At 71.3% G+C, this 21812-nt stretch carries 21 protein-coding genes and 1 riboswitch; of the genes, 11 read left to right on the forward strand and 10 right to left on the reverse strand.

Annotated features, from left to right (window positions below):
- Positions 1-1284, reverse strand: a complete 1284-nt coding sequence (locus LV75_RS21755) for a serine/threonine-protein kinase (protein ID WP_253888830.1) — start codon at positions 1282-1284, stop codon at positions 1-3.
- 110 nt (positions 1285-1394) lie between these two features.
- Between LV75_RS21755 and moeA the strand changes: the two genes are divergently transcribed.
- The 4 genes from moeA (at position 1395) to LV75_RS21775 (ending at position 6916) form a co-directional block, all read left to right on the forward strand.
- Complete coding sequence (gene moeA / locus LV75_RS21760; RefSeq protein WP_253888936.1) at positions 1395-2591, forward strand: molybdopterin molybdotransferase MoeA; 1197 nt, start codon at positions 1395-1397, stop codon at positions 2589-2591.
- Positions 2592-2847: 256 nt separating this feature from the next.
- Positions 2848-3561, forward strand: a complete 714-nt coding sequence (locus tag LV75_RS21765; RefSeq protein WP_253888831.1) for a phosphatidylserine decarboxylase — start codon at positions 2848-2850, stop codon at positions 3559-3561.
- A 3-nt stretch (positions 3562-3564) separates the two neighbouring features.
- Entirely contained in the window at positions 3565-4554 is a 990-nt protein-coding gene (gene pssA / locus LV75_RS21770) for a CDP-diacylglycerol--serine O-phosphatidyltransferase (RefSeq protein ID WP_253888832.1), read from the forward strand.
- A 133-nt stretch (positions 4555-4687) separates the two neighbouring features.
- Entirely contained in the window at positions 4688-6916 is a 2229-nt protein-coding gene (locus LV75_RS21775) for an AAA family ATPase (RefSeq protein ID WP_253888833.1), read from the forward strand.
- A 1137-nt stretch (positions 6917-8053) separates the two neighbouring features.
- Here the strand turns inward: LV75_RS21775 and LV75_RS21780 are convergent.
- Positions 8054-8686 (reverse strand): LytR C-terminal domain-containing protein, encoded by a 633-nt coding sequence (locus tag LV75_RS21780; RefSeq protein ID WP_253888834.1) that lies wholly within the window; start codon positions 8684-8686, stop codon positions 8054-8056.
- On the reverse strand, positions 8683-8991 hold the full coding sequence (locus LV75_RS21785; protein ID WP_253888835.1) for a DUF3263 domain-containing protein: 309 nt from the start codon (positions 8989-8991) through the stop codon (positions 8683-8685). Before LV75_RS21785 ends, LV75_RS21780 begins: the two co-directional genes overlap by 4 nt.
- Positions 8992-9126: 135 nt before the next feature.
- On the opposite strand from LV75_RS21785, the gene LV75_RS21790 reads away from it, so the two are divergent.
- Together LV75_RS21790 and LV75_RS21795 are read left to right on the forward strand one after the other, a co-directional pair.
- Positions 9127-9696, forward strand: a complete 570-nt coding sequence (locus LV75_RS21790) for a peptide deformylase (RefSeq protein WP_253888836.1) — start codon at positions 9127-9129, stop codon at positions 9694-9696.
- Positions 9697-9739: 43 nt separating this feature from the next.
- Positions 9740-10342, forward strand: coding sequence for a LysE family translocator (locus LV75_RS21795; protein ID WP_253888837.1), 603 nt, complete (start codon positions 9740-9742; stop codon positions 10340-10342).
- A 49-nt stretch (positions 10343-10391) separates the two neighbouring features.
- Here the strand turns inward: LV75_RS21795 and LV75_RS21800 are convergent, their stop codons facing one another.
- A complete protein-coding gene (locus LV75_RS21800; protein WP_253888838.1) occupies positions 10392-11006 on the reverse strand; it encodes a hypothetical protein in 615 nt (204 codons plus the stop codon).
- Positions 11007-11295: 289 nt separating this feature from the next.
- Between LV75_RS21800 and thiC the strand changes: the two genes are divergently transcribed.
- Complete coding sequence (gene thiC, locus LV75_RS21805) at positions 11296-12948, forward strand: phosphomethylpyrimidine synthase ThiC (protein WP_308211017.1); 1653 nt, start codon at positions 11296-11298, stop codon at positions 12946-12948.
- The gene (gene thiD / locus LV75_RS21810) at positions 12945-13796 is read left to right on the forward strand and encodes a bifunctional hydroxymethylpyrimidine kinase/phosphomethylpyrimidine kinase (RefSeq protein ID WP_253888839.1); all 852 of its coding nucleotides are present in this window, start codon (positions 12945-12947) and stop codon (positions 13794-13796) included. Before thiC ends, thiD begins: the two co-directional genes overlap by 4 nt.
- 50 nt (positions 13797-13846) lie before the next feature.
- Here thiD and LV75_RS21815 read toward each other — a convergent pair whose 3' ends face one another.
- The 4 genes from LV75_RS21815 to thiO all read right to left on the reverse strand — a co-directional run bounded on the left by LV75_RS21815 (position 13847) and on the right by thiO (position 17017).
- Positions 13847-14284: a MarR family winged helix-turn-helix transcriptional regulator gene (locus LV75_RS21815; protein ID WP_253888840.1), complete on the reverse strand. Its 438-nt coding sequence runs from the start codon at positions 14282-14284 to the stop codon at positions 13847-13849.
- Between the two features lie 660 nt (positions 14285-14944).
- Positions 14945-15700, reverse strand: coding sequence for a thiazole synthase (locus tag LV75_RS21820; RefSeq protein WP_253888841.1), 756 nt, complete (start codon positions 15698-15700; stop codon positions 14945-14947).
- Between the two features lies 1 nt (position 15701).
- Positions 15702-15902 (reverse strand): sulfur carrier protein ThiS, encoded by a 201-nt coding sequence (gene thiS / locus LV75_RS21825; RefSeq protein WP_253888842.1) that lies wholly within the window; start codon positions 15900-15902, stop codon positions 15702-15704.
- A complete protein-coding gene (gene thiO / locus LV75_RS21830) occupies positions 15899-17017 on the reverse strand; it encodes a glycine oxidase ThiO (RefSeq protein ID WP_253888843.1) in 1119 nt (372 codons plus the stop codon). The genes thiS and thiO overlap by 4 nt, the downstream gene beginning before the upstream one ends.
- A gap of 3 nt (positions 17018-17020) precedes the next feature.
- Positions 17021-17127: riboswitch (TPP riboswitch) on the reverse strand.
- A gap of 32 nt (positions 17128-17159) precedes the next feature.
- Here thiO and thiE point away from each other — a divergent pair.
- The 3 genes from thiE to LV75_RS21845 all read left to right on the forward strand — a co-directional run bounded on the left by thiE (position 17160) and on the right by LV75_RS21845 (position 19423).
- Complete coding sequence (gene thiE, locus LV75_RS21835; protein ID WP_253888844.1) at positions 17160-17831, forward strand: thiamine phosphate synthase; 672 nt, start codon at positions 17160-17162, stop codon at positions 17829-17831.
- A gap of 52 nt (positions 17832-17883) precedes the next feature.
- Positions 17884-18384, forward strand: a complete 501-nt coding sequence (locus tag LV75_RS21840) for a hypothetical protein (RefSeq protein ID WP_253888845.1) — start codon at positions 17884-17886, stop codon at positions 18382-18384.
- A 91-nt stretch (positions 18385-18475) separates the two neighbouring features.
- Positions 18476-19423, forward strand: coding sequence for a threonine ammonia-lyase (locus LV75_RS21845; protein WP_253888938.1), 948 nt, complete (start codon positions 18476-18478; stop codon positions 19421-19423).
- A gap of 2 nt (positions 19424-19425) precedes the next feature.
- Here LV75_RS21845 and LV75_RS21850 read toward each other — a convergent pair whose 3' ends face one another.
- Both LV75_RS21850 and LV75_RS21855 read right to left on the reverse strand, forming a co-directional pair.
- Positions 19426-20880 carry an MFS transporter gene (locus LV75_RS21850; protein WP_308211018.1) on the reverse strand — a complete coding sequence of 485 codons (1455 nt, stop codon included), beginning with the start codon at positions 20878-20880 and terminating at the stop codon, positions 19426-19428.
- 3 nt (positions 20881-20883) lie between these two features.
- Positions 20884-21639 carry a GntR family transcriptional regulator gene (locus tag LV75_RS21855; RefSeq protein WP_026423015.1) on the reverse strand — a complete coding sequence of 252 codons (756 nt, stop codon included), beginning with the start codon at positions 21637-21639 and terminating at the stop codon, positions 20884-20886.
- Positions 21640-21812 lie beyond the last annotated feature (173 nt).

Genomic DNA, 21812 nt, shown 5'->3' on the forward strand with positions numbered 1-21812 from the left:
TCAGGGGGGTGGCACGATCGTGAACGACGGACCGGTCGGGCGCGCGGTCGTCGTGCGCGGCGGCGAGCTCGGGGCGCTCGGCTTGACCGTGCCGGTCGCGGGCCCCACCGGGATCGAGGGCACCGCCGGTCCGGTGCTGGTCCCCGGGTCCCCGCCCCCGGACTCGCCCGTGAGCAGCAGGATCGCGGCGATGATGGCGCCGATGGCGACCACGCCGACGATCACCGGGGCGATCCAGCGGGTGCCGCTCTTCTTCTCGTCGAACGCGGTCGTGCGGACCGGCGCGGGTGGGCGCAATCGGACCGGCTCCGGCTGCGGGGCCTGGTACTGCTGGCGGACCGGCTCGACGGGCACCATCAGCGTCTGGTTGGGCCCCTGGGGCTGGTTGGTCACGCGGGTCTGGTTCGGGACGCCCGGGATGGTGGGGTTGGGCACACGCGGCGGCGGGGGCATGGGCCGGGAGAGCGCCTGCCGGGCGGCGGCGACCAGCTCGCGGCAGCTCGCGTAGCGGTGCGCGGGGTTCTTGGCCATGCCGCGGCGGATGACGTCGTTGATCGCGGGGGTCAGCGCGATGTAGTCGGTCAGCGACGGGACGTCACGGTTGAGGTGTCCTTGGATGACTTCCGACACTTGACCGTAAAAGGGCGGCCTTCCGGCAAGGCAGGCGAAGAGGACGCACGCGAGCGAGTAGGCGTCGGTGCGGCCGTCGACCGGCTCCCCGCGTAGGTGCTCCGGCGCGGCGTAGGTGGGGGAACCGAGGAAGTCCCCGCCCCGGGTCCGGTGGCCTGTCGCGCCGCGGCGGGTGAGGCCGAAGTCGGCGACGTAGATGTGCTCGGACGCCGATTCGCGCGTGGTGACCAGCACGTTGGCGGGCTTGACGTCGAGGTGGACCAGGCCGCGCTCGTGCAGGTTGTCGAGGGCCTCGGCGACCTGGGCGAGCAGGTTCAGCGTGCGCTGCGGCGCGAGCGGGCCGTCCTTGATGAGGCTGGCCATGTCAGAGCCGTCGACGAGCCGCATCGCGATGTAGAGCAGGCCGTCGACCTCACCGAAGTCGTAGAGCGGGACGACGTTGGCGTGGTCGATGGCGGAGGTGTTGCGCGCCTCGTCCACAAAGCGCTCGCGGAACTCGGGATCCTCGGTGAGGTGCTCAGCGATGACTTTGAGGGCCACCTTGCGGCCCAAGCGGATGTCGGTTGCCCGGTACATAACGCTCATGCCGCCCTTACCGAGCACACCGTCGATGCGGTAGTGCCCGAGGCGACGCCCGGTTAGGTCTTCCGACACGCAGACGAGCCTAACGTCCGCGTTGTGTCGGCCGCGTCGGGTTCGACCAATGCCGCGCCCGGTTCGACCAACGGGCGGGCAAGATTGACGGGGTGAACACGGCCAAGCGCGTGCTGACCCCGCAGGAGTACCGGCTCGAAGTCGAGGCGTTGGTGCCACCGCTCCCCGTGGTGCGGCTTCCTTTGGCGCGGTGCAGGGGGCTGGTACTGGCCGAGGATGTCGTGGCGGGCGTGTCACTACCGCCGTTCGACAACTCCGCCATGGACGGGTACGCGGTACGTGCGTCCGATGTGGTCGGTGCGTCCGCCGAGAGCCCAGTACGGCTACCGGTCGCCGATGACATCCCGGCGGGGCGGACCGATGTTCGCCCGCTCGCGCCCGGCACGACCCAGCGGATCATGACGGGCGCACCGCTACCCGAGGGCGCGGACGCGATCATCCAGGTGGAGTTGACCGACGGCGGGGTCGACACCGTGCGGATCGACGCGTCAGCGGTCCCGCGCACGCACGTGCGGTTCACCGGAGAGGACGTGCGCGCGGGGGACGTCGTGCTGCGGGCGGGGACGGTTTTGCACCCTCCGCAGTTGGGTCTAGCGGCGGCCGTTGGCGTGGCTGAGCTTCCCGTGCGCAGGCGCCCGCGCGTACTTGTGCTTTCCACTGGCTCAGAGTTGGTCGCCCCTGGCGAGTCGTTGGCGCCGGGGCAGATCTATGAGTCGAACAGCGTGCTCTTGGCCGCGGCGGTGGAAGAGATCGGCGGCGAGGCCACCGTGCTCCGGTTCGTACCGGATGACGTGGATGAGTTCCGCGCCGTTGTCACCCGACACGCCACTGAAGCCGATGTGCTGGTGACCTCAGGTGGCGTGAGCGCGGGCGCATATGAGGTGGTCAAGGATGCCCTGACCGGGCATGGCGTTGAGTTCGTGCAGGTGGCGATGCAGCCCGGTGGGCCGCAAGGACGCGGGGTGTTCGCGGGGCTTCCGGTGCTAACGCTGCCGGGCAACCCAGTTAGCGCTGCCTTGTCGTTCGAGCTGTTCGTGCGTCCCGCTCTGCTGGCCGCTATGGGCCACAGTCGGACCGAGCGCCCTCGGTCCCGGGCGCGCGCGACCGCGGCGATGTCGTCGCCGCCGACCCGAGTTCAGTACCGCCGCGGTCACCACGACGCTGGTCACGTCGAGGTGGTCCCAGTGGGTGGACCCGGCTCCCACTTGCTGGCGTCCTTCGCCGCGTCGAACTGCCTGATCGAGATCCCGGCCGGGGTCGCCGCGGTGGCCGCCGGGGACGAGGTCGACCTGGTCCTACTCGACTGATGGCGCCAGGTAACCATATACTGAGCCAAGCAAGTCAATTCCTCACAATCGGCCATTGATCCACGTGGTGGCCGCCGGCTACACTGGACGGGTTCCACGATGGGCGCCCGGTGGCCGGGTATGTGCCGTCGGGGGGTGCATACCCGGCCACCGGGCAACCCCCGTCCGACCAGGTGGCGGCTACCTCCCCGGGCTGACCCCGGTCTGGCGTAGCGTGTGCGGAAATCCGGCCGAGACACGAGGACACCGCGACCAGATGACCGCTCACCAGCCCAAGAAGGCAGGCGCGCTCCAGCACGCCGTCGAGTTGACCAAGAGCATCATCCCCCCGGTGCACCCGGGTGGTCGCCCGTTCATCCTCGGCGCGCTCGGCGCGACCCTGGCGGTACGACTGGCTTCCAAGCGGGCCAGCGTTGGCGCTGCCGTGTTCACGGCGTGGCTGGCGTGGTTCTTCCGCGAGCCCAAGCGCGTCACCCCGCGCCGCCCCGGCATCGCCGTGGCACCGGCTGATGGCACGGTCTCGCACGTCATCGAGGCGGTCCCACCGGCCGAACTGGACCTCGGCGACGAGCCCATGCTGCGCGTGAGCGTGTTCCTGTCCGTCTTCGACGTGCACGTGCAGCGCGCGCCCGGGACCGGGCAGGTCGTCCGCGCTGTGCACAAGGCGGGCAAGTTCCTCTCCGCCGACCTCGACGAGGCGAGTGAGGTCAACGAGCGCAACAGCCTGCACCTGCGCACGGACGAGGGGCACGACCTCGCCGTCGTCCAGATCGCGGGTCTTGTCGCGCGACGCATCCTCTGCCACGTGTCCGATGGCGACAAGGTCCTCGCGGGCACCACCTACGGGCTCATCCGCTTCGGTTCGCGCGTAGACCTCTACGTGCCCGCCGGTAGCCGCGTCCTCGTGGAGCCCGGCCAGCGGACCATCGGTGGGGAGACCGTGCTCGCCGAGCTGCCCCCGGTGGGCTGACCGATGGCCCCGACCGCGCCCGGTGTGCGGCTGCTGCCCAACGCGCTGACCGTCCTGGCCATGTGCGCGGGCCTGTCCGCCGTCCAGTTCACCCTCAACCGCCAGTACGACGCCGCGATCGCAGCGATCGCCATCGCCGCCGTGCTCGACAGCCTCGACGGGCGCATCGCCCGACTGCTCGACGCCACCAGCAAGATGGGCGCGGAGCTCGACTCGCTCGCGGACGCCATCTCGTTCGGGGTCGCCCCCGCGCTCATGCTCTACATCTGGCGCTTCGGCGGTGACCGGGTCGGCTGGGTGTTCGCCCTCTTCTTCGCCGTCTGCATGGTGTTGCGGCTTGCCCGGTTCAACACGCTGCTAGAGGACACAGAACAACCGGTTTATACCAAGGAGTTCTTCGTCGGCGTGCCTGCGCCCGCGGGTGGGCTCTTGGTGCTGCTGCCGCTGATCCTCACCAACGAGTTCGGCGACAACGGCCACTGGTGGCAGTCCAAGGCCGCGGTGATGGTGTGGATGGTCGCGGTCGCTGCTCTTTCCATCAGCCGGCTTCCCACGCTGTCGGTCAAGACGGTTCGCGTGTCACCGCGCGCGGTGGCACCGCTGTTGGTCCTGGTCGGACTTCTTGCCGCTGCCGTCATCACCTACCCGCTGGTGACCCTGTCTGCGGTTCTGGTCGTCTACTTGTTGCACATCCCTTACGCGGTCCGGCGCAAGCACTGGCTGGCGAACCACCCAGAAGCATGGGACGTACCACCCCGGGAACGCCGGGCGATCCGCCGGGCGCATGGCTCGCGTCGCAGGCTCGGCTTGCGCCCACCACTGCGCCGAGTCGCCGGAGCAGCTCGACGTGCCGTCTTGCGCCCGATGCGCAACGGCGACTGGCCGCGGATCTCACTGCCCACTGATCCCCGGCCACCTGGCGCACGAGGCCGAGCGTGGCGGCGGACGGGCCTGCGCAAGAACGATCGGCCGGGCGAGAACAAGCCCCGCTGATCTGGGCGGGGTCGCGGCCAGCCGGGTGGGCGTGGGTTGACGCGGTCGGCCACCCGAGCTGGCGAAGTCCGCCGTGTCGACGGCTGTGGACAACTTCCGCGGTGATCTCCGCCGAGGAACTACTCTCGGTCCCGTGGGAAATCAGATCACGTTGACCGCGCGGCTCACGCCGTCCGCGCTGGACACCCGCCGCGGCGTCGTCCGGCTGCACCCCGAGGTGTTCGACGCGCTCGGGCTGCGGCAGTGGGACGCGGTGCGGTTGACCGGCGCCAGGGTGAGCGCCGCGCTGGCCGCCGAGGGTGACCCGGTGGGGGCCACCGGGGTGCTGCTGCTCGACGACGTCACCCTGACCAACCTCGGCGTCACCGAGGGGGCCGAAGTCGTGGTGTCGCCGGTCGAGGTCGCCGCGGCGCGGGCGGTCACGGTCTCCGGTTCCCGGCTGGCCAGCACGTCGCTGACCCCGGAGACGGTGCGGCTGGCGCTGATCGGCAAGGTGCTGACCGTCGGCGACGCGGTGTCGCTGCTGCCGCAGGACCTGGCGCCGCCGCCGGACGCCGACGTGCCCGCGGTGCGCGGCAAGCTGTCCCGCGCGATCGGGATGACCTGGACCAACGAGCTGCTGACGGTCACCTCGGTCGAGCCTGCAGGCGCGGTGACGGTACACCCGTCCACTGTGGTCGGTTGGCGGGACGGCGTGCGCACGGGTGAGCGGGCGGCCGTCGCGGTCGGCGGCGACGAGGTGGTCGTGCGGACCGGGCAACCGGTGGAGTCCGCGGTGGTCGCGGTGGCGGCGCCCGAGCCGGTGCCGCTGGCGGACCTGGTCGGCGCGCAGGAGGCGGTTCGCACCCTGGGCGAGTGGTTCGAGTTGGCGTTCCTGCGGCCGGAACTGCTGGAACGGCTCGGCGCGGCGCCCCAGCTCGGGGTGTTGGTCAGCGGGCCGGAGGGGGTCGGCAAGGCGAGCGCGGTGCGGGCGGTCGCGCACTCGGTCGACGCGCCGGTGGTCGAGCTGGCCGGTCCGACGATCGCCGTGCTGGAGGCGAACGCGGCGGCGGCCAGGATCGGCGCCGCGGTCGAGCAGGTGCGGGGGCACTCGGCGGCCGGGCGCGCCGCGGTCCTGATGATCAACGACGTCGACGTGCTGCTGCCCGCGACGGCACCGCCACCGCTGTCGACGATCGTGCTGGACACGCTGCGGTCCGCGGTCGGGGTCGCGCGGGTCGCGCTGGTGGTCACCACCGCCCACCCGGAGGCGGTAGATCCACGGCTGCGCGGGGTCGACCTGGTGGACCGCGAACTGCGGCTGCCGTCACCGGACGCGAAGACGCGCGCGGAACTGCTGCGGGTGCTCTACCGCGATCTGCCGGTCGAGTCCGGAGTGGACTTCACGGTCATCTCCGAACGCACACCGGGGTTCGTCGCCGCCGACTTGATCGCGTTGCGCCGCGAGTCGGCCATCCGCGCCGCACTCCGCGAGGCCACCGCGATCGCTTTCGACGACGTGCTCGGCGCACTGCAGTCGGTCCGACCGACCTCTATCAGCACAACCTCAGTCCGCACCGGCGACATCCAACTCGACGACGTCGGCGACATGGTGGCGACCAAGCAGGCCCTCACCGAGGCCGTGCTGTGGCCACTGCGCTACCCGGACTCCTTCGCCCGCTTGGGCGTCGCACCGCCGCGGGGTGTGCTGCTGTACGGGCCGCCGGGTGGGGGCAAGACGTTCCTGGTCCGCGCGCTGGCGGGCACCGGTCAGCTGAACGTGCTGTCGGTCAAGGGCGCCGAACTGATGGACAAGTGGGTCGGCGAGTCCGAACGCGCCGTCCGCGAACTGTTCCGCAAAGCCAGCGAAGCCGCCCCCGCCCTGGTGTTCCTCGACGAGATCGACGCCCTGGCCCCCCGCCGAGGCCAATCCTCCGACTCCGGCGTCGCCGACCGGGTCGTCGCCGCCCTCCTCACCGAACTGGACGGCGTAGAACCCCTCCGCGACGTAGTGGTGGTCGGCGCCACCAACCGCCCCGAACTCGTAGACCCCGCCCTCCTCCGCCCCGGCCGCCTAGAACGCCTCATCTACGTGCCGCCACCCGACGCCGAAGCCCGAGCCGCGATCCTGCGCGCCACCAGCAAAAACACCCCCCTAGCCGAAGACGTGGACCTAGCCCACTACGCCACCACCCTCACCGGCTACTCCGCCGCCGACTGCGCCGCCCTAATCCGCGAAGCAGCCCTAACCGCCATGCGCGAATCCCTAGACGCGACCGTGGTCACCGCCAAACACCTAGAATCCGCCCGCGAAAACGTCCGGCCTTCGCTGGATCCGCAGCAACTGGCGGACCTGGAGGCTTACGCCAACAACCGCCTATAGGACTTTTCGCCGCTGCTCCGGGCTCCGGGCTCCGGGCTCCGGGCTCCGGGCTCCGGGCTCCGGGCTCCGGGCTCCGGGCTCCGGGCTCCGGAGAATTCTTGGCCGCCTCCCGGGAGGCGGCATCATCTGCCCTCCAGTGCCCAAAGAACAGCAATGCTGCCCGAGGTGGGGGGCAAGGCCCAGCGGCGCTAGCTTCAAGCGCCTAGTGACCGTCACCGAGGGACATAGCACCTGTCAGCCTTGCGGGGCCGATTGGCGAGTTGAGCAGGGGCCAAGGTTGGCGCCTGCCCCTGGACATTCGGAAGCAGCGGTGCCAACCCGCCCCCCGTCAGGTCCGCCCCAGCCCACCTACCCAGCACCTGGACAGTCGGACTTGGCGGTGCCATCCCAGCCCGCTCTCGTCGGCCCTGCCAACCCAGCGCCTGGACAGTCGAACCCGGCGGTGCCAACTGGCCTTCCGTCAGGTCCGCCTCAGCCCACCTGCTCAGCGCGTGGACAGTCGGAGTCGCTGGTGCCAGGCCGGCTCGATGGGGCGAACTTGTTTTGCGTGGGGGGACAACACCCGTAGCGTTTCCGCGCGGCAGGGCCTGCTTTTGGGCCCCTGCTTTGCGGTTCTGCCACGGGTGTTGTAGGGGCCCCGCGCAAAACAAGTTCGCCCCATCGAGCTTGTCGCATTGTCGCGTTTCCCGCCGATGTTGCCGCCAGGCGACGAGGCGTTTCCCGGAGCCGAAGGCGGAGGCCCGAATCCCTTGCGACGCACTCCCAGCAACGGCCTACGTCAAGATCAACCTGATCGACAGCCCCCAAATACACAGCTTACCGCCGCACACTGACAACCCGGGAGCGGCGAACGGGACCTGTGGACAACCGCAGACGTTGTGGACAAGCAACAACCGCAACCAGCGCCCGCAAGATCATCCGCACCAAGAGCCCCCGAATACACAGCCTACCGACGGGCGCTGACAAAACGGGAGCAGCGATCAGGACCTGTGGACAGCAGAAGCCGTTGTGGACAACCGCCCGACGAACAAGATCAACCGAATGAAGAGCCCCCGATATATAGCCTACCGAGGAGCGTCAACAAAGCAGAAGCGGCAATCGGCGGCGGTGGATAGGCGGCCGGGTTGTGGATAACTTCTACTTTTCCTTCACGACCTTGTAGTCGTTCGTCACGATCAGGATCAAGCCGGGGGAAGAGTCCTTGATCCCGTCGAACCGCGCTTCTACGCGGAAGCCGAACTGGTCCGCGAGTTGCCGAGCGGCTTCTTCCTGGCCCGTTCCCGGTTCGAAGTAGACGGTCGTGGTTGGGATCTTGCCGCCTGAGTAGTTGCCGGTTTGGGCGATGTTCCAGCCTGCTGAGCCGATGTCTTCGGCTGCTCGGGCGGCCAGGCCGGTGATCGTGCTGTTGTTGTAGATGCGCAGCGGTTCGCTGGGGGCGTCGGCGGTGCCGCCGGGCTTGGAGGTGGCGGCGGGTGGGGCTGTGCTGGCGGGGGGTGCTGACGTCACGGCGGGGGGTTGGGTGGTTGTCGGCTGGGCGCTGGTTTGGCCGGGAGAGGTCGGGCGCGGGGGGAGGCTGGTGAGGTCGCCGCTGGGTGGGGCGGGTTGGGTGGTGGTGATGGCGGGCAGCGCGGATTGGGCTGAGGGCGGGGTTTCCTCCGCGCTGTCGAACAGGGTGATCACGCCGATCACGGCGGCGGCGGCGGCCACGGCCAGCAGGGTCAGGCCTACGACGCGGGCGGTGCGGGCCTGCCCGGTGGAGTCGGTGCTCATCGCGGGTCCATCCCCAGGCGTCGGGCTGCTCGGGCGCGGTGCCGGGTGGCTCGCATCCGGCGCAGGCGCTTGACCAGCATCGGGTCGGCCTCCAGGGCCTCGGTCTTCTCGATCAGCTCGTTGAGCACCTGGTAGTACCTGGTGCTGGAGAGCTCGAACAGCTCGCGGATCGCCTGGTCCTTGGCGCCCGCGTACTTCCACCACTGCCGCTCGAAGGCGAGGATCGCGCGGTCGCGCTCACTGAGCCCCTCGGCCGCGACCTTGCGCGGCGCGACCCGCTCGGGGGGCAACTCAGCGGCGTCCATCTGGCTCCTCGCCTCACGGTTCGGCTCCGGCGGAGCAGCGCACCGCCCGCCGGTGGCCATTACACCACGTCACCGCCGGATGTGATCGTCACGTCCGACGGCGCGTCCGGCGACCCGCCTCTCTACCCTTGCGCCATGACTGTTCACCCGATTCGCATCGTCGGCGATCCGGTCCTGCACAACCCGACCACGCCGGTCGAGCGGTTCGACGAGGAGCTCAAGGCACTGGTCGAGGACATGTACGACACGATGGCCGCGGCCAACGGGGTCGGCCTCGCGGCGAACCAGATCGGTGTCGGCCTGCGGGTGTTCGTCTACGACTGCCCCGACGACGACGGGGTGCGCCACCGCGGTGTCGTGGTGAACCCGGTGCTGAGCACCTCGGAGGTCCCCGAGGGCATGCCGGACCCGGACGACGACTACGAGGGCTGCCTGTCGGTGCCCGGCGAGACCTTCCCGACCGGGCGGGCCAGTTGGGCCAAGGTCACCGGGCAGGACCTCGAGGGCGCGGCGATCGAGGTCGAGGGCACCGGGTTCTTCGCGCGGTGCCTGCAACACGAGACCGACCACCTGGACGGGTACCTCTACCTCGACCGGTTGGTCGGGCGCAACCAGCGCGAGGCCAAGCGGATGCTCAAGGCCAACAAGTGGGGCGTGCCGGACCTGTCCTGGGACCCGGCCGTCTCCGACGACCCGTTCGCCTGATAACCGGTCGCGATCAGCGGCGGGGCGGGCGCATCATCGCGCCATGACCTGGTCCGGCTTCCTCGCGTTCCTGTTGGCCTCCCTGATCCTCGCCATGGTCCCCGGCGTGGGCACGGCGATGCTGCTGCGACAGTCGATCCGCGGCGGCCGCCGGGGTGCGCTGGCCACGGTCGCGGGCATGGAGGTCGGCGTCGCGGTGTGGGCGGTGGCCGCGGCGTTCGGCCTGTCGGTGCTGCTGGTCGCTTCGGAGGTCGCCTACCAGGGGCTGCGGATCGGCGGCGTGGCCGTGCTGCTGTGGTTCGGGGTGAAGGCCCTGTTCGGCAAGCACGAGGAGGTCGAGCTGGGTGAACCGACCAGCGGGTCGGGCTTCCGCGCGGGCCTGGTGGTCAACGTGGCCAACCCGAAGCTCGCGGTGTTCGCGATCTCGTTCCTGCCGCAGTTCGTCGAACCCGGCGCGGGCAGGTGGGTGCTGGTCGCCCTCGCCGGGCTCTGGGTCGTGATCGACACGCTCTGGTACCTGCTGATCATCGCGCTGCTGAGCCGGGTGCTCGGCTGGCTGAAGCGACCCGGGGTGCGGGTGCGGCTGGAGCGGCTCTCCGGGCTGGTGCTGATCGGCCTGGGCATCCGGCTGGCCATCGAGGCCTAGCGAACAGCGGCCTAGCGAACACAGCGGCCTGGCGGGCACAGCGGCGGGGCTAGTCGCTGCGCCAGGGCAGGTCGGCGAGGGCGGCCATGGCCGCGAAGCCGGGCGCCTCGGCGAGTTCGTCGACGCGGCCCGCGATGAGGTGCACCCGGATGCGGCCGACCTGCACCGGGGTGGCGACCGCGCCGACCAGCAGGAAGGGCAACGAGAGCCGCCAGAACGCGAGCACCGTGTCGCGCCGCTCGCCAGCACCGCGCAGCGCGGCGACGGCCAGGCGCAGCGCGTGCTCGTTGGCGGTGATCGCCCCGGCAGGCGCGGCGTGGTCCCAGGCCCAGCGGACCTGGTCGGCCTTGGCGCAGTGCAGGCACGCCGGGCCGGTGCCCAGCTCGGCCCGGCACACCGGGCACGACTGCAGCCGCATGGCCCAGTCCACGCAGGTCCACGGGTGGGTGCCCGGCGGTGCGGCGAGCACCTCGGCGGCGAGCTCGCGCTCGTCGGCCGCGCCGTCGGCCAGCACCGCCCAGTCCGCCTTCCAGTGCGCGTCCACGCGGTCGGCGCAGGTCAGGCAGGTCGGGTAGCCGCGGCCGAGGGGATCCGTGCAGGTTGGGCACGGCTCGACCGCCTCGGGTCTAGCCAGAAGCCGGGCTCCAGGCGGGTACGGCGGCATGGGGGAACCTTAGTGCGCACTGGGCGACCCCGGCTCTGGTGCTCACCGCGACGGCCCCGGCGCCGTCGCACCCGGCTGCCCCCGTGCCCGCTACTTGGCAGCCCCGGTGCCGCTGGCTAGGGTCGGCCCCGACACACCGAACACCCCACAAATGAACACAGCACAAGTGAACACAGCGCGGGAGCTCGCGCCATGGCGGGCTGAGAGGGCGGCTGGTGTCCCATCCGAGGACCCGGTGCCGCCGACCGATGAACCTGACCGGGTAATGCCGGCGTAGGGAGGATCTTTCGTGACCGCTCTTGACGACCGCTCCGTGCGGCCCACCGTGACCACCGGGCCCATCTCCGGCTCGACCAAGGCGTACCGGCGGACCGAGGACGGGCTGAGCATCCCCGTCCGCCGGGTCCAGCTGACCAACGGCGAGCACCTGGACCTCTACGACACCTCGGGGCCCTACACCGACGCGGACGCCACCATCGACGTCCACAGTGGACTCCCGAAGCTGCGGGCGGACTGGGTGGCCGAGCGCGGGCCGGTGAACGGTGCGGTGACCCAGCTGGCCTACGCCAAGGCCGGGATCACCACCAAGGAGATGCGGTTCTGCGCCGAGCGCGAGGGCGTCTCGGCCGAGTTCGTCCGCGCCGAGGTGGCGATCGGGCGGGCGGTGATCCCGGTGAACCGGTGCCACCCGGAGTCCGAGCCCGCGATCATCGGCAAGAACTTCCACGTGAAGATCAACGCCAACATCGGCAACTCGGCGGTGTCCTCGTCCATCGAGGACGAGGTGGACAAGCTGGTGTGGGCCACCAGGTGGGGCGCCGACACCGTGATGGACCTCTCGACCGGCAAGCGGATCCACGAGACGCGGGAGTGGATCCTGCGCAACTCGCCGGTGCCGATCGGGACGGTGCCGATCTACCAGGCGCTGGAGAAGGTGGACGGCGACCCGGCGAAGCTGTCCTGGGAGGTGTACCGCGACACCGTCGTCGAGCAGTGCGAGCAGGGTGTCGACTACATGACCGTGCACGCCGGGGTGCTGCTGCGGTACGTGCCGCTGACCGCGCGGCGGGTCACCGGGATCGTGTCCCGGGGCGGGTCGATCATGGCCGCCTGGTGCCTGGCGCACCACAAGGAGAGCTTCCTCTACACCAACTTCGCCGAGCTGTGCGAGATCCTGCGCACCTACGACGTCACCTTCTCCCTCGGCGACGGGCTGCGGCCGGGTTCGATCGCCGACGCCAACGACGCGGCGCAGTTCGCGGAGCTGCGCACGCTCGGCGAGCTGACCCACATCGCCAGGGCGCACGACGTGCAGGTGATGATCGAGGGCCCCGGGCACGTGCCGATGCACAAGATCGCGGAGAACGTGCGGCTGGAGGAGGAGCTGTGCGGTGAGGCGCCGTTCTACACCCTCGGCCCGCTGGCCACCGACATCGCGCCGGGCTACGACCACATCACCTCGGCCATCGGCGCGGCGCAGATCGGCTGGCTGGGCACCGCGATGCTCTGCTACGTCACGCCCAAGGAGCACCTCGGGCTGCCCAACCGCGACGACGTCAAGACCGGGGTGATCACCTACAAGATCGCCGCGCACGCCGCCGACCTGGCCAAGGGCCACCCCAGGGCCCAGGAGCGCGACGACGCGCTGTCGCGGGCGCGGTTCGAGTTCCGCTGGACCGACCAGTTCAACCTGGCGCTCGACCCGGACACCGCGCGCGCCTTCCACGACGAGACGCTGCCCGCCGAACCGGCCAAGACCGCGCACTTCTGCTCCATGTGCGGGCCCAAGTTCTGCTCGATGAAGATCACCCAGGACGTGCGCAAGTACGCCGACGAGCACGGTCTGTCCTCTGTGGAGGCCATCGAGGCTGGCATGGCGGCCAAGTCCGACGAGTTCACCGAGCACGGCGGCAAGGTGTACCTCCCGGTGGTGGACCGGTGACCAGCCCACCGGCGACACCGCCGCGCACGCTGACCATCGCCGGGTCGGATTCCGGTGGTGGCGCGGGCATCCAGGCCGACCTGCGCACGTTCTTCGCCTGCGGGGTGCACGGGATGACCGCGATCACCGCGGTGACCGTGCAGAACTCGCTGGGGGTGAGCGGGTTCCACACCATCCCGCCGGAGGTGGTCGCCGCGCAGATCGAGGTGGTGGCCACCGACATCGGCGTGCAGGCGGCCAAGACCGGGATGCTGGCCACCGCGGAGATCATCGAGGCCATCGCCGGCGCGTGCGAGCGGGTCCGGATCGGACGGTCCGGCGACACCCCGTTCGTCGTCGACCCGGTGTCGGCGTCGATGCACGGGGACCCGCTGCTCAGCGACGCCGCGCTCGACGCGCTGCGCGCGCTGCTGTTCCCGATGGCGAGCCTGGTCACGCCGAACCTCGACGAGGTGCGGCTGCTGACCGGGATCGACGTGCGCTCGCAGGGCGAGCAGCGGGACGCGGCGAAGGCGCTGGCCGAGTTCGGCCCGCAGTGGGTGCTGGTCAAGGGCGGGCACCTGTTCGACGACACCGAGTGCCTCGACCTGCTCTACGACGGGTCGGAGTTCTTCGAGTTCGTCGGCCCGCGCTACGACGTCAAGCACACCCACGGCAGCGGGGACACCCTGGCGTCCACCATCACCTCGGCCCTGGCCAAGGGCCTGGACATGGTGTCGGCCGTGCGCGCGGCGAAGGCCTTCATCCAGCGCTCGGTGCTGGAGGCCTACCCGCTCGGCGCGGGCGTCGGCCCGGTGTCGCCGCGGTGGCGGCTGCCGGACTCGGACACGTTCCTGCTGGAGGGCTAGCGCGTTCGTGCTCTGGCCGGGCTGGGCACCCGGTCCGGTCAGAGCACAGCTCAGTCGACGAGTAACGACTCCAGCACCGGGATGGCGGCGACCAGTCGCTCGCGTTCCTCCGGCGCCAGCCGGTCGAGCCGCCTGCCCAGTTCCAGCACCCGCGTCGAGCGCACCCCGGACACGATGCGCTCACCGGACTCGGTCGCCCGGACCAGCCACGCCCTGCGGTCGACCGGATCCGGTTCGCGACCGACGTAGCCGGACTCGACCAGGCTCGCCACGATCCGGGACATGGTCGGCGCCGCGACCCCCTCCTTGGCGGCCAGGTCACCGAGGCGCAGCTCGCCGCAGTTGACCAGAGTGGACAGAGCGGAGATGGACCCGTGCCCGAGGCCCGGGGACCCTGACCGGCGCAGCGCCCGGGACAACCGCCCGATCGCGAGGTACAACCGGGCGGGCACGTCCCCGACGGCGGGCTCAACGGCCGATGTCGTCATACCTCATTGTGCCGGGAACTCCGCGGACTTCAACGACCCGACCCCCACCCGGCCCACGCCGAGCCGCACAGCGAGCCCCGCACCCGTGGGGCGCAACAAGTGCGCGGGCGCGCATATGAGCACACCGGGGGCTTCGCCGGCAGGAAGCTGACGGGTGCTTGGTGGCTCGACGCGGGGGGATGTCGTGTGTGGCGGGGCCACGGGTGACTGGCAGTGCGGTGAGCCCGATGGGGCCAAGATCAGTGTGTCTGCGCCGGGATTGGCAATGCGTGTGGCTCGCTGAGGTGAGGTAGCAGTGTGTCCACGCTGTGGCTGACAGTGCGTGCGGCTCGATGGAGCGACGTATCAGTGTGTCCGTGCTGGGGTTGGGAGTGCGGTCGGCTCGATGGGATGGGTATCGCGTGTGGCCGCGGGGGGGTTGGGAATGCGGTCGGCTCGATGGGGCGAACTTGTTTTGCGCGGGGCCCCTACAACACCCGTGACAGGTCCGCACAGCAGGGGCCGAAAAGACTGGCCCTGCCGCGAGGAAACGCTACGGGTGCCGTCCCCCCACGCAAAACAAGTCCGCCCCATCGAGCAGGGACAGGAGGTGGGGGGGTGAGGGCGGGACGTGAGAGGTGGTGGGGGGGCGGGGGCTTGGTCGACGTTCTGGGTCGAGCGCTAGCGGGGTGGGCTGGAGGCTTGGGCCCAGAAGCGCTGCGGGATTCGGCCTGCTGCTCTGGCCAGGCGGCCTGCGTGGACGGCGGAGCGCATGGCGGAGGCCATCATTTCCGGGTCGCTCGCGCGGGTGACCGCGGTCGCCAACAGCACTGCGGCGCAGCCCAGTTCCATGGCCAGTGCGGCGTCGGACGCCGTGCCGATGCCTGCGTCCAGCACGACCGGGACGCCTGCGCGGGCGACGATGAGTTCGATGTTGTGCGGGTTGCGGATGCCCAGGCCGGTGCCGATGGGCGAGCCGAGCGGCATGACCGCGGCGCAGCCGGTCTCTTCCAGGCGCAGGGCGAGCACGGGGTCGTCGTTGGTGTAGGGCAGCACCACGAAACCGTCGTCGACCAGGGTGCGGGCGGCGTCGAGGAGTTCGACCGGGTCGGGCAGCAGGGTGCGCTCGTCGGCGATGACCTCCAGCTTGATCCAGTTCGTGCCCAGGGCCTCGCGGGCCAGCCGCGCGGTGAGCACGGCCTCGGCCGCGGTGCGGCAGCCCGCGGTGTTGGGCAGCGGGTCGATGCCCAGCCTGCGCAGCACGTCGAGCACACCGGTGCCGCCGTGCGCGTCGACGCGGCGCAGCGACACCGTGGTGAGTTCGGTTCCGGCGGCGACCAGCGCCCGCTCCAGCACGGCGAGGTTCGCCGCGCCACCGGTTCCGGTGATCAGCCGCGACGAGTAGGTCCGGTCGGCGATGACCAGGGGGTCGTCCACCTCAGCCTCCCTGCACCGCGGTCAGCACTTCCAGCGCGGACCCGGCGGGCACGGCGGTCGTGCCGTGGGCCGCGCGCGGCACCACTTCCCCGTCGAGCGCGACCGCGATCCCGCTGCCGGGTAAGCCGAGCGCCGCGACGACGTCGGCGACCGTCGCCCCCTCGGCGACCTCGCGGTCGGCGCCGTTGACCGTGACGATCATGTGTTCCTCTCGGTGAACCGCGCGGGGTCGGCGGCGCGCACGCACTCGGGCACCGCGGTCCCCCGCAGCAGCGAGACCACCGCGGTCGCGGTGACCGGGGCCAGCAGCAGGCCGTTGCGGTGGTGACCGGTCGCCACCAGCAGGCCAGGTTCGAGGGTGCCGATCAGCGGCAGGTTGTCCGGGCTGCCCGCGCGCAGGCCCGCCGCGATCTCGGTGAGCTCGTATTCGGCGATGCCGGGCAGCACCCGCTCGGCGTCGCGCAACAGGTCGCGGACACCGCCTGCGGTGACGGCCTCGTCGAAGCCGACGTCGAGCTGCGTGGCGCCCAGGACCAGCTCCCCGTCGTGCCTCGGTACCAGGTAGACCGGTCGGGACTCGACGTGCGCGCGGATCGTGCGGGTCGGGACCGGCAGGGCTCCTGGTCGGGCCCGCAGGCGGAGGATCTCGCCCTTGACCGGGCGCACCAGCGGCGCCAGCGCCGGGTGCAGCTGCCCGCTCCACGCGCCCGCGGCCAGGACAACCGCCGCACATTCCACAGTGGACTCGTCGACGAGGGTCACCGCGTTCGGGTGGACCCGCCGGGCGGCGGTCGTGATGAACTCCACACCCGAACGGCGGCACGCGGTGTGCAACGCGGTGAGCAGCGCCCGGTTGTCCACCGCCAGGTCGCCGGGCACGTGGAGTCCACTTCGGACCCCTGGCCCCAGGCCGGGTTCCAGCGCGCGCAGCTCCCGCGCCGAACACCGCACCGCCGAGCGGCCGAGTCCGCGCAGGAACTCGGCGAGGACCTCCAGGGTGGCCGCGTCGGCCGCGTCCAAGGCGACCGCGAGGGTGCCGTCCGGGCGCAACCCCGGGTCACCACCGGCCACAGTGAGCCGGGCGGCGAAATCCGGCCAGCTCGCGAGCGACGCGCTGCCCAGTTCGAGCACGTGCTCCTCCCCCGGCCAGGACTCGGTGACCGGCGCGAGCATCCCGCCCGCCAGCCACGACGCGCCCCGCACGGGGGTCGGGTCGACCAAGCGCACCCGGTACCCGGCGTCGGCGACGGCCCAGGCCACCGACAACCCGATGACCCCGCCGCCCACGACGACGACCGCGGCGGCTGGTTCAGCCACTGTGCACCACGTCCTCACGCTCCCTGCGCCGGCATGACCCGGATCAGGTTCGACGGTCGGAGCGGTTCAGCTCCCTCTCAGCCCGTTCCCGGACTCCCGTGCGACCGACCCCCACCGTAGCGCAGGCGATAGCGTCAACTCCATGCCAGGACTCGACGGGACCCAGATCAGGCGCAGGCTCGCCGACGCGCGGCTCTACCTGTGCACCGACGCGCGGACCGAGCAGGGCGACCTCGCCGACTTCGTGGACGCCGCGCTCGCGGGCGGGGTCGACGTCGTGCAGTTGCGCGACAAGCGGGCCGGGGTGTCGCTCGAGGCAGGCCCGCAGCTGCGCGCGCTGTCGGTGATCGCCGAGGTCTGCGCCGCGCACGGGGCGCTGCTCGCGGTGAACGACCGCGCCGACATCGCCTTGGCCGCGCAGGCGGACGTGCTGCACCTGGGCCAGGACGACCTGCCGGTTCCCGCCGCCCGCCGGGTGGTCGGCGACGAGATGGCCATCGGTCGCTCCACGCACGACTTCGCGCAGGCCATCGCCGCGGCGGGCGAGCCGGGCGTGGACTACTTCTGCACCGGTCCCTGTTGGACGACCCCCACCAAGCCGGGCAGGCCCGCCGCGGGCCTCGACCTGGTACGGGCGACCGCCGCCGCAGCGCCCGAACTGCCCTGGTTCGCCATCGGGGGCATCGACGCGCGGCGGCTGCCCGAGGTGCTGGCCGCGGGCGCGCGCCGGGCCGTGGTCGTGCGCGCCATCACCGAGGCCGAGGACCCCAAAGCGGCGGCCGAGGCGCTCTCGTCGGCACTGCGCCAGGGGTGAACCCGCTGCTCAGCCCAGGCGCGCGGGCTGGGAGCGGCCTAGCCTGCGAGGAATGGACACCTACGATCGCAAGGCGTTCGTGCTGGCCTACGCGAACGCCAACGACCCCGACATCACCGATCCGAAGCCCGGGGGCTACTTCGACGCGGTGCGCACGCACCGGGCCGAGCTCCTCGCCGGGCTGGAGCGGCTGTTCGAGCTCGAGCTGACCGCCGAGGCAGCGCCGGACCCGCCGTTGTTCCTGCTCTTCCGCGCCACCGCCCGCTCGTACCTGGCGATCACCGGGCCGATGAGCGGCTTCCTGGAGGCGGGCCTGATCCACAAGCGCCTCGAGCAGGTGGGCGCGCACGAGGTGGTGCTGCGCGACATGGGCCGGATCACCGAGATCAACGCCGAGTCCAAGGCCGCGCACCTGGACATCCTGGACACCCTGGTCGCGCACCTGCTCGGCGACCGGGCGGACCGGGTGTTCACCGTGGACGACCTGGCCGCGATCGGGGTGAGCACCACCCCGCCCAGCCACGACGACTACGACTGGGTCGACGAAGTGTGATGTTGACCAGGTGTGGAGGTACGAGGTGTGACCGGTGCGGGGTGAGCAGCGCGACACCGCGCGGGCCCCGGCCCGGGGCCACACTGGAGCGGTGAACCTGGTCACCCTTGCCGACATCACCGCAGCCGCCGACCGGATCGCCGGGCACGCCGTGCGGACCCCGCTGGTCCCGGCGCCGTGGGCGGACCGGCCACTGTGGATCAAGCCGGAGAGCCTGCAGCCGGTCGGCGCGTTCAAGATCCGCGGCGCGTACAACGCGGTCGCCAGCATCGAGCCCGGGCGGCGCGAGCGCGGTGTCGTGGCGTACTCCAGCGGGAACCACGCCCAGGCCGTCGCGTACGCGGCCAAGGCCTTCGGGGTGCCCGCCTGGATCGTGGTGCCGCACGACACGCCCGCGGTGAAGGTCGAGGCGACCCGCTCCTACGGCGCCGAGGTCGTGCTGGTCGGGACCGGGGAGCGCGAGTCGAAGGCGTACGAGATCGTCGAGCGGCAGGACGCGACGCTGGTGCCGCCGTTCGACGACCCGCACGTGATCGCGGGCCAGGGCACGATCGGCCTGGAGATCGTCGCCGACCTGCCCGAGGTGGACCTGGTGCTGCTCCCGGTCAGCGGCGGCGGGCTGATCGCCGGGGTGGCTGCCGCGGTCAAGGCGCTGCGGCCGCAGGCCCAGGTGTGGGCGGTGGAGCCGGAACTGGCCGCCGACACCGCAGCGAGCCTGGCGCGCGGTGAGCTGGTGTCGTGGCCGGTCGAGGACCGCAACCGGACCATCGCCGACGGCCTGCGCAGCCAGCCCTCCCCGTTGACCTTCGCGCACCAGCGGGCCCTGGTGGACGGGATCGTCACCGTCTCAGAGGATGAGATCCGCTCGGCCGTCGCGGTGCTCGCCCGCCGGGCCCACCTGGTCGCCGAGCCCAGCGGGGCGGTCACCACGGCCGCGGTGCTGCACCACGCCGACGAGCTGCCCGCGGGCCGCACGGTCGCCGTGCTCAGCGGCGGCAACATCGACCCGGACGTCTTGGCCGAGCTGCTGCGGGTCTGATCTCAGGTCTTGTTTGCGACCTGGGTGGGTGGCGAGTCGATCCCGCACGAATGTGGCGGGGTCGACGGCGCAAGCACGTTGTCACGGATGCTTAGCGCGAGGAAGCCGCCCACAGCCGCAAGACCAGCGCAGATCAGCAGGGCTGTGCGCCAGCCCGAGGTCAACGCCGCCGGGTCGGCATAAGCGGCACCGGTTAGACCTGCCGCGGCCGGTAGGACGGCGACAGCGAGCAAGCCACCCGTCCTGGCGACCGCGTTGTTCACACCGGACGCCAGACCCACGTAGCGGTCCGGTGCCGCCGCCAGGACGGTCGCGGTCACCGGGGCGACCACAATGGACAGCCCGAGGCCGAACAGCGCGACAGCGGGCAGCACCGACCCCAGGTAGGAGGCGCCCGGGGTGATCCTGGTCATCAGCAGCATCGCGGCGGCGATCAGCAACGGCCCCAGCACCAGGAACCAGCGCGGACCCCACCGCGCGGCCAGCTGCCCGGACCGCGACGACAGGGCCAACATGATCAGCGTGATCGGCAGCCCGGCCACGCCCGCCGCGGTCGGCGAGTAGCCGAGCGAGGTCTGCAATTGCAGGCCCATCAGCATCATGACGCCGGTCAGTGCCGCGTAGACGACCAGCGTCAAAGCGTTGGCCACGACGAACGTGTGGTTGGCGAACAGCGCGGGCGGCACGAGCGGGTTCGCCTGCCGCCGTTGCAAGAGCACGAAGGCCGTGAACGACACGACGCCGAGCACGCCGGAGCCGACCACCAGCCAATCCGCCCCGCGCACCGGTGCCTCCACCAACGCGGCGGTGATCCCGGCGAGCCCGACCGCGCCCAGCACCGAGTCCAGGACGTTCGGGTGCCCGGTGAACTCCTCGTCGCGCGTCTCCGGCACGTAGCGCAGCGCCAGCCACACGCAGACGACCACGAGCGGGATGTTCACCAGGAACGCCAGCCGCCACGACCACAGCTGCACGAGCAACCCGCCGACCAGCGGCCCCACCGCGGCGGCGATCCCACCCAGACCCGACCAGGTGCCGATCGCGCGCGCCCGGTCCTCCCGGTGGAACACCGCTTGCAGGATCGCCAGCGACCCCGGCGTCAGCAGCGCCCCGCCAATTCCCTGCAAAACCCGCGATACCACCAACATCGGTGTGGACAGCGCCAGCCCGCACAGCACCGACGCCACCCCGAACCACACGACGCCGACCACGAACACCCGGCGGCGGCCGTACCGGTCACCCAGCGACCCGGCCACCAGGATCAGCGCGGCCAGTGCGAGCAGGTACCCGTCGAGGACCCACTGCAGGCCCGAGACCGACGCACCCAACTCCTGGCCCAACCTGGGGAGGGCGATGTTGACAACACTGCTGTCCAACATCGCCATGCCCGATCCGAGGATCGTGGTTGCCAGCACCCCGCGCGCACTGGCCGAACCCCAGCGGACCTCGGTGGCCACCGGTCAGGACGGCCGGTTGAGCGTGGCGACGAACTTGTAGCGGTCTCCCCTATAGACCGACCGCACCCACTCGACCGGTCGCTCTTCCGTGTCGAACGAGTGCCGCGACAGCAGCAGCATCGGCATGCCCACATCCGCGCCGAGCAACTCGGCCTCGTGCGGACCGGCCAACGCGGTCTCGATCGTCTCCTCGGCGTGGCCCATCTCGACATCGAACCGCTCACGCAGCACCTGGTAGAGCGAGCCGCCACCGCTGACGTAGCGGCGCAGGCCGCGGAAGCGGCCCAGCGGCAGGTGCGTGGTCTCCATGGCCATGGGTTCGCCGTCGGCCAGCCGCAGCCGGTGCAGCCGCAACACCTTGGCGCCCGCGCGGATGCCGAGCAGCCGGGCCAGATCGGCCTCGGCCGGGATCTCGGAGACCTCCAGCAGCTTGCTGGAGGGCTCGCGGCCCTGCGCGCGCATGTCCTCGGTGTAGGACGACAACTGCAGCCGCTGGGCGACCTTGGGTTCGGCGGCGAAGGTGCCCTTGCCCTGCACCCGCAGCAGCCTGCCCTCGACGGTCAGCTCGGCGAGGGCCTGCCGGACCGTGGTGCGGGAGACGTCGAACTCGGTGGCCAGTGAACGTTCGGTCGGGATGGGCGAGCCGGGAGGCAGCGACCCGAGCAGGTCGAGCAAGTGGCGCTTGAGCCCCCAGTACTTGGGTTCCCGTTGCACGCGCGCCACCGTGTCCGACCCGTCGGCCGTGGACATCTCCAGCATGGCGTCCCTCCTGAGTCTTGCGCCCGACCCCTACAGAATGCCTTGTCGGGGGTGCCTCACGCGATCACACCCCGCCTGTTTGGCCCTACCGTGACCGGCGCGGCGCCCCCGCGCCAGCGGGCGCGCTGCCCCGCCTGCGCCACGATTGGTCTAGACCTTACCGGCCGACCGCG

It is taken from the genome of Actinokineospora diospyrosa (assembly GCF_024171925.1).
Taxonomy (GTDB): Bacteria; Actinomycetota; Actinomycetes; order Mycobacteriales; family Pseudonocardiaceae; genus Actinokineospora; species Actinokineospora diospyrosa.

What these genes read in the sequence shown, in the direction of transcription:
- pssA (WP_253888832.1), top strand. Translation starts at nt 3,565, where the DNA reads ATGGCCCCGACCGCGCCCGGTGTGCGGCTGCTGCCCAACGCGCTGACC.
- LV75_RS21855 (WP_026423015.1), bottom strand. Translation starts at nt 21,639, where the DNA reads ATGCTGGAGATGTCCACGGCCGACGGGTCGGACACGGTGGCGCGCGTG.
- thiS (WP_253888842.1), bottom strand. Translation starts at nt 15,902, where the DNA reads ATGATCGTCACGGTCAACGGCGCCGACCGCGAGGTCGCCGAGGGGGCG.
- LV75_RS21815 (WP_253888840.1), bottom strand. Translation starts at nt 14,284, where the DNA reads ATGACGACATCGGCCGTTGAGCCCGCCGTCGGGGACGTGCCCGCCCGG.
- LV75_RS21785 (WP_253888835.1), bottom strand. Translation starts at nt 8,991, where the DNA reads ATGGACGCCGCTGAGTTGCCCCCCGAGCGGGTCGCGCCGCGCAAGGTC.
- LV75_RS21765 (WP_253888831.1), top strand. Translation starts at nt 2,848, where the DNA reads ATGACCGCTCACCAGCCCAAGAAGGCAGGCGCGCTCCAGCACGCCGTC.
- LV75_RS21840 (WP_253888845.1), top strand. Translation starts at nt 17,884, where the DNA reads ATGGACACCTACGATCGCAAGGCGTTCGTGCTGGCCTACGCGAACGCC.
- LV75_RS21800 (WP_253888838.1), bottom strand. Translation starts at nt 11,006, where the DNA reads ATGCCGCCGTACCCGCCTGGAGCCCGGCTTCTGGCTAGACCCGAGGCG.
- LV75_RS21795 (WP_253888837.1), top strand. Translation starts at nt 9,740, where the DNA reads ATGACCTGGTCCGGCTTCCTCGCGTTCCTGTTGGCCTCCCTGATCCTC.
- thiE (WP_253888844.1), top strand. Translation starts at nt 17,160, where the DNA reads ATGCCAGGACTCGACGGGACCCAGATCAGGCGCAGGCTCGCCGACGCG.
- LV75_RS21780 (WP_253888834.1), bottom strand. Translation starts at nt 8,686, where the DNA reads ATGAGCACCGACTCCACCGGGCAGGCCCGCACCGCCCGCGTCGTAGGC.
- LV75_RS21790 (WP_253888836.1), top strand. Translation starts at nt 9,127, where the DNA reads ATGACTGTTCACCCGATTCGCATCGTCGGCGATCCGGTCCTGCACAAC.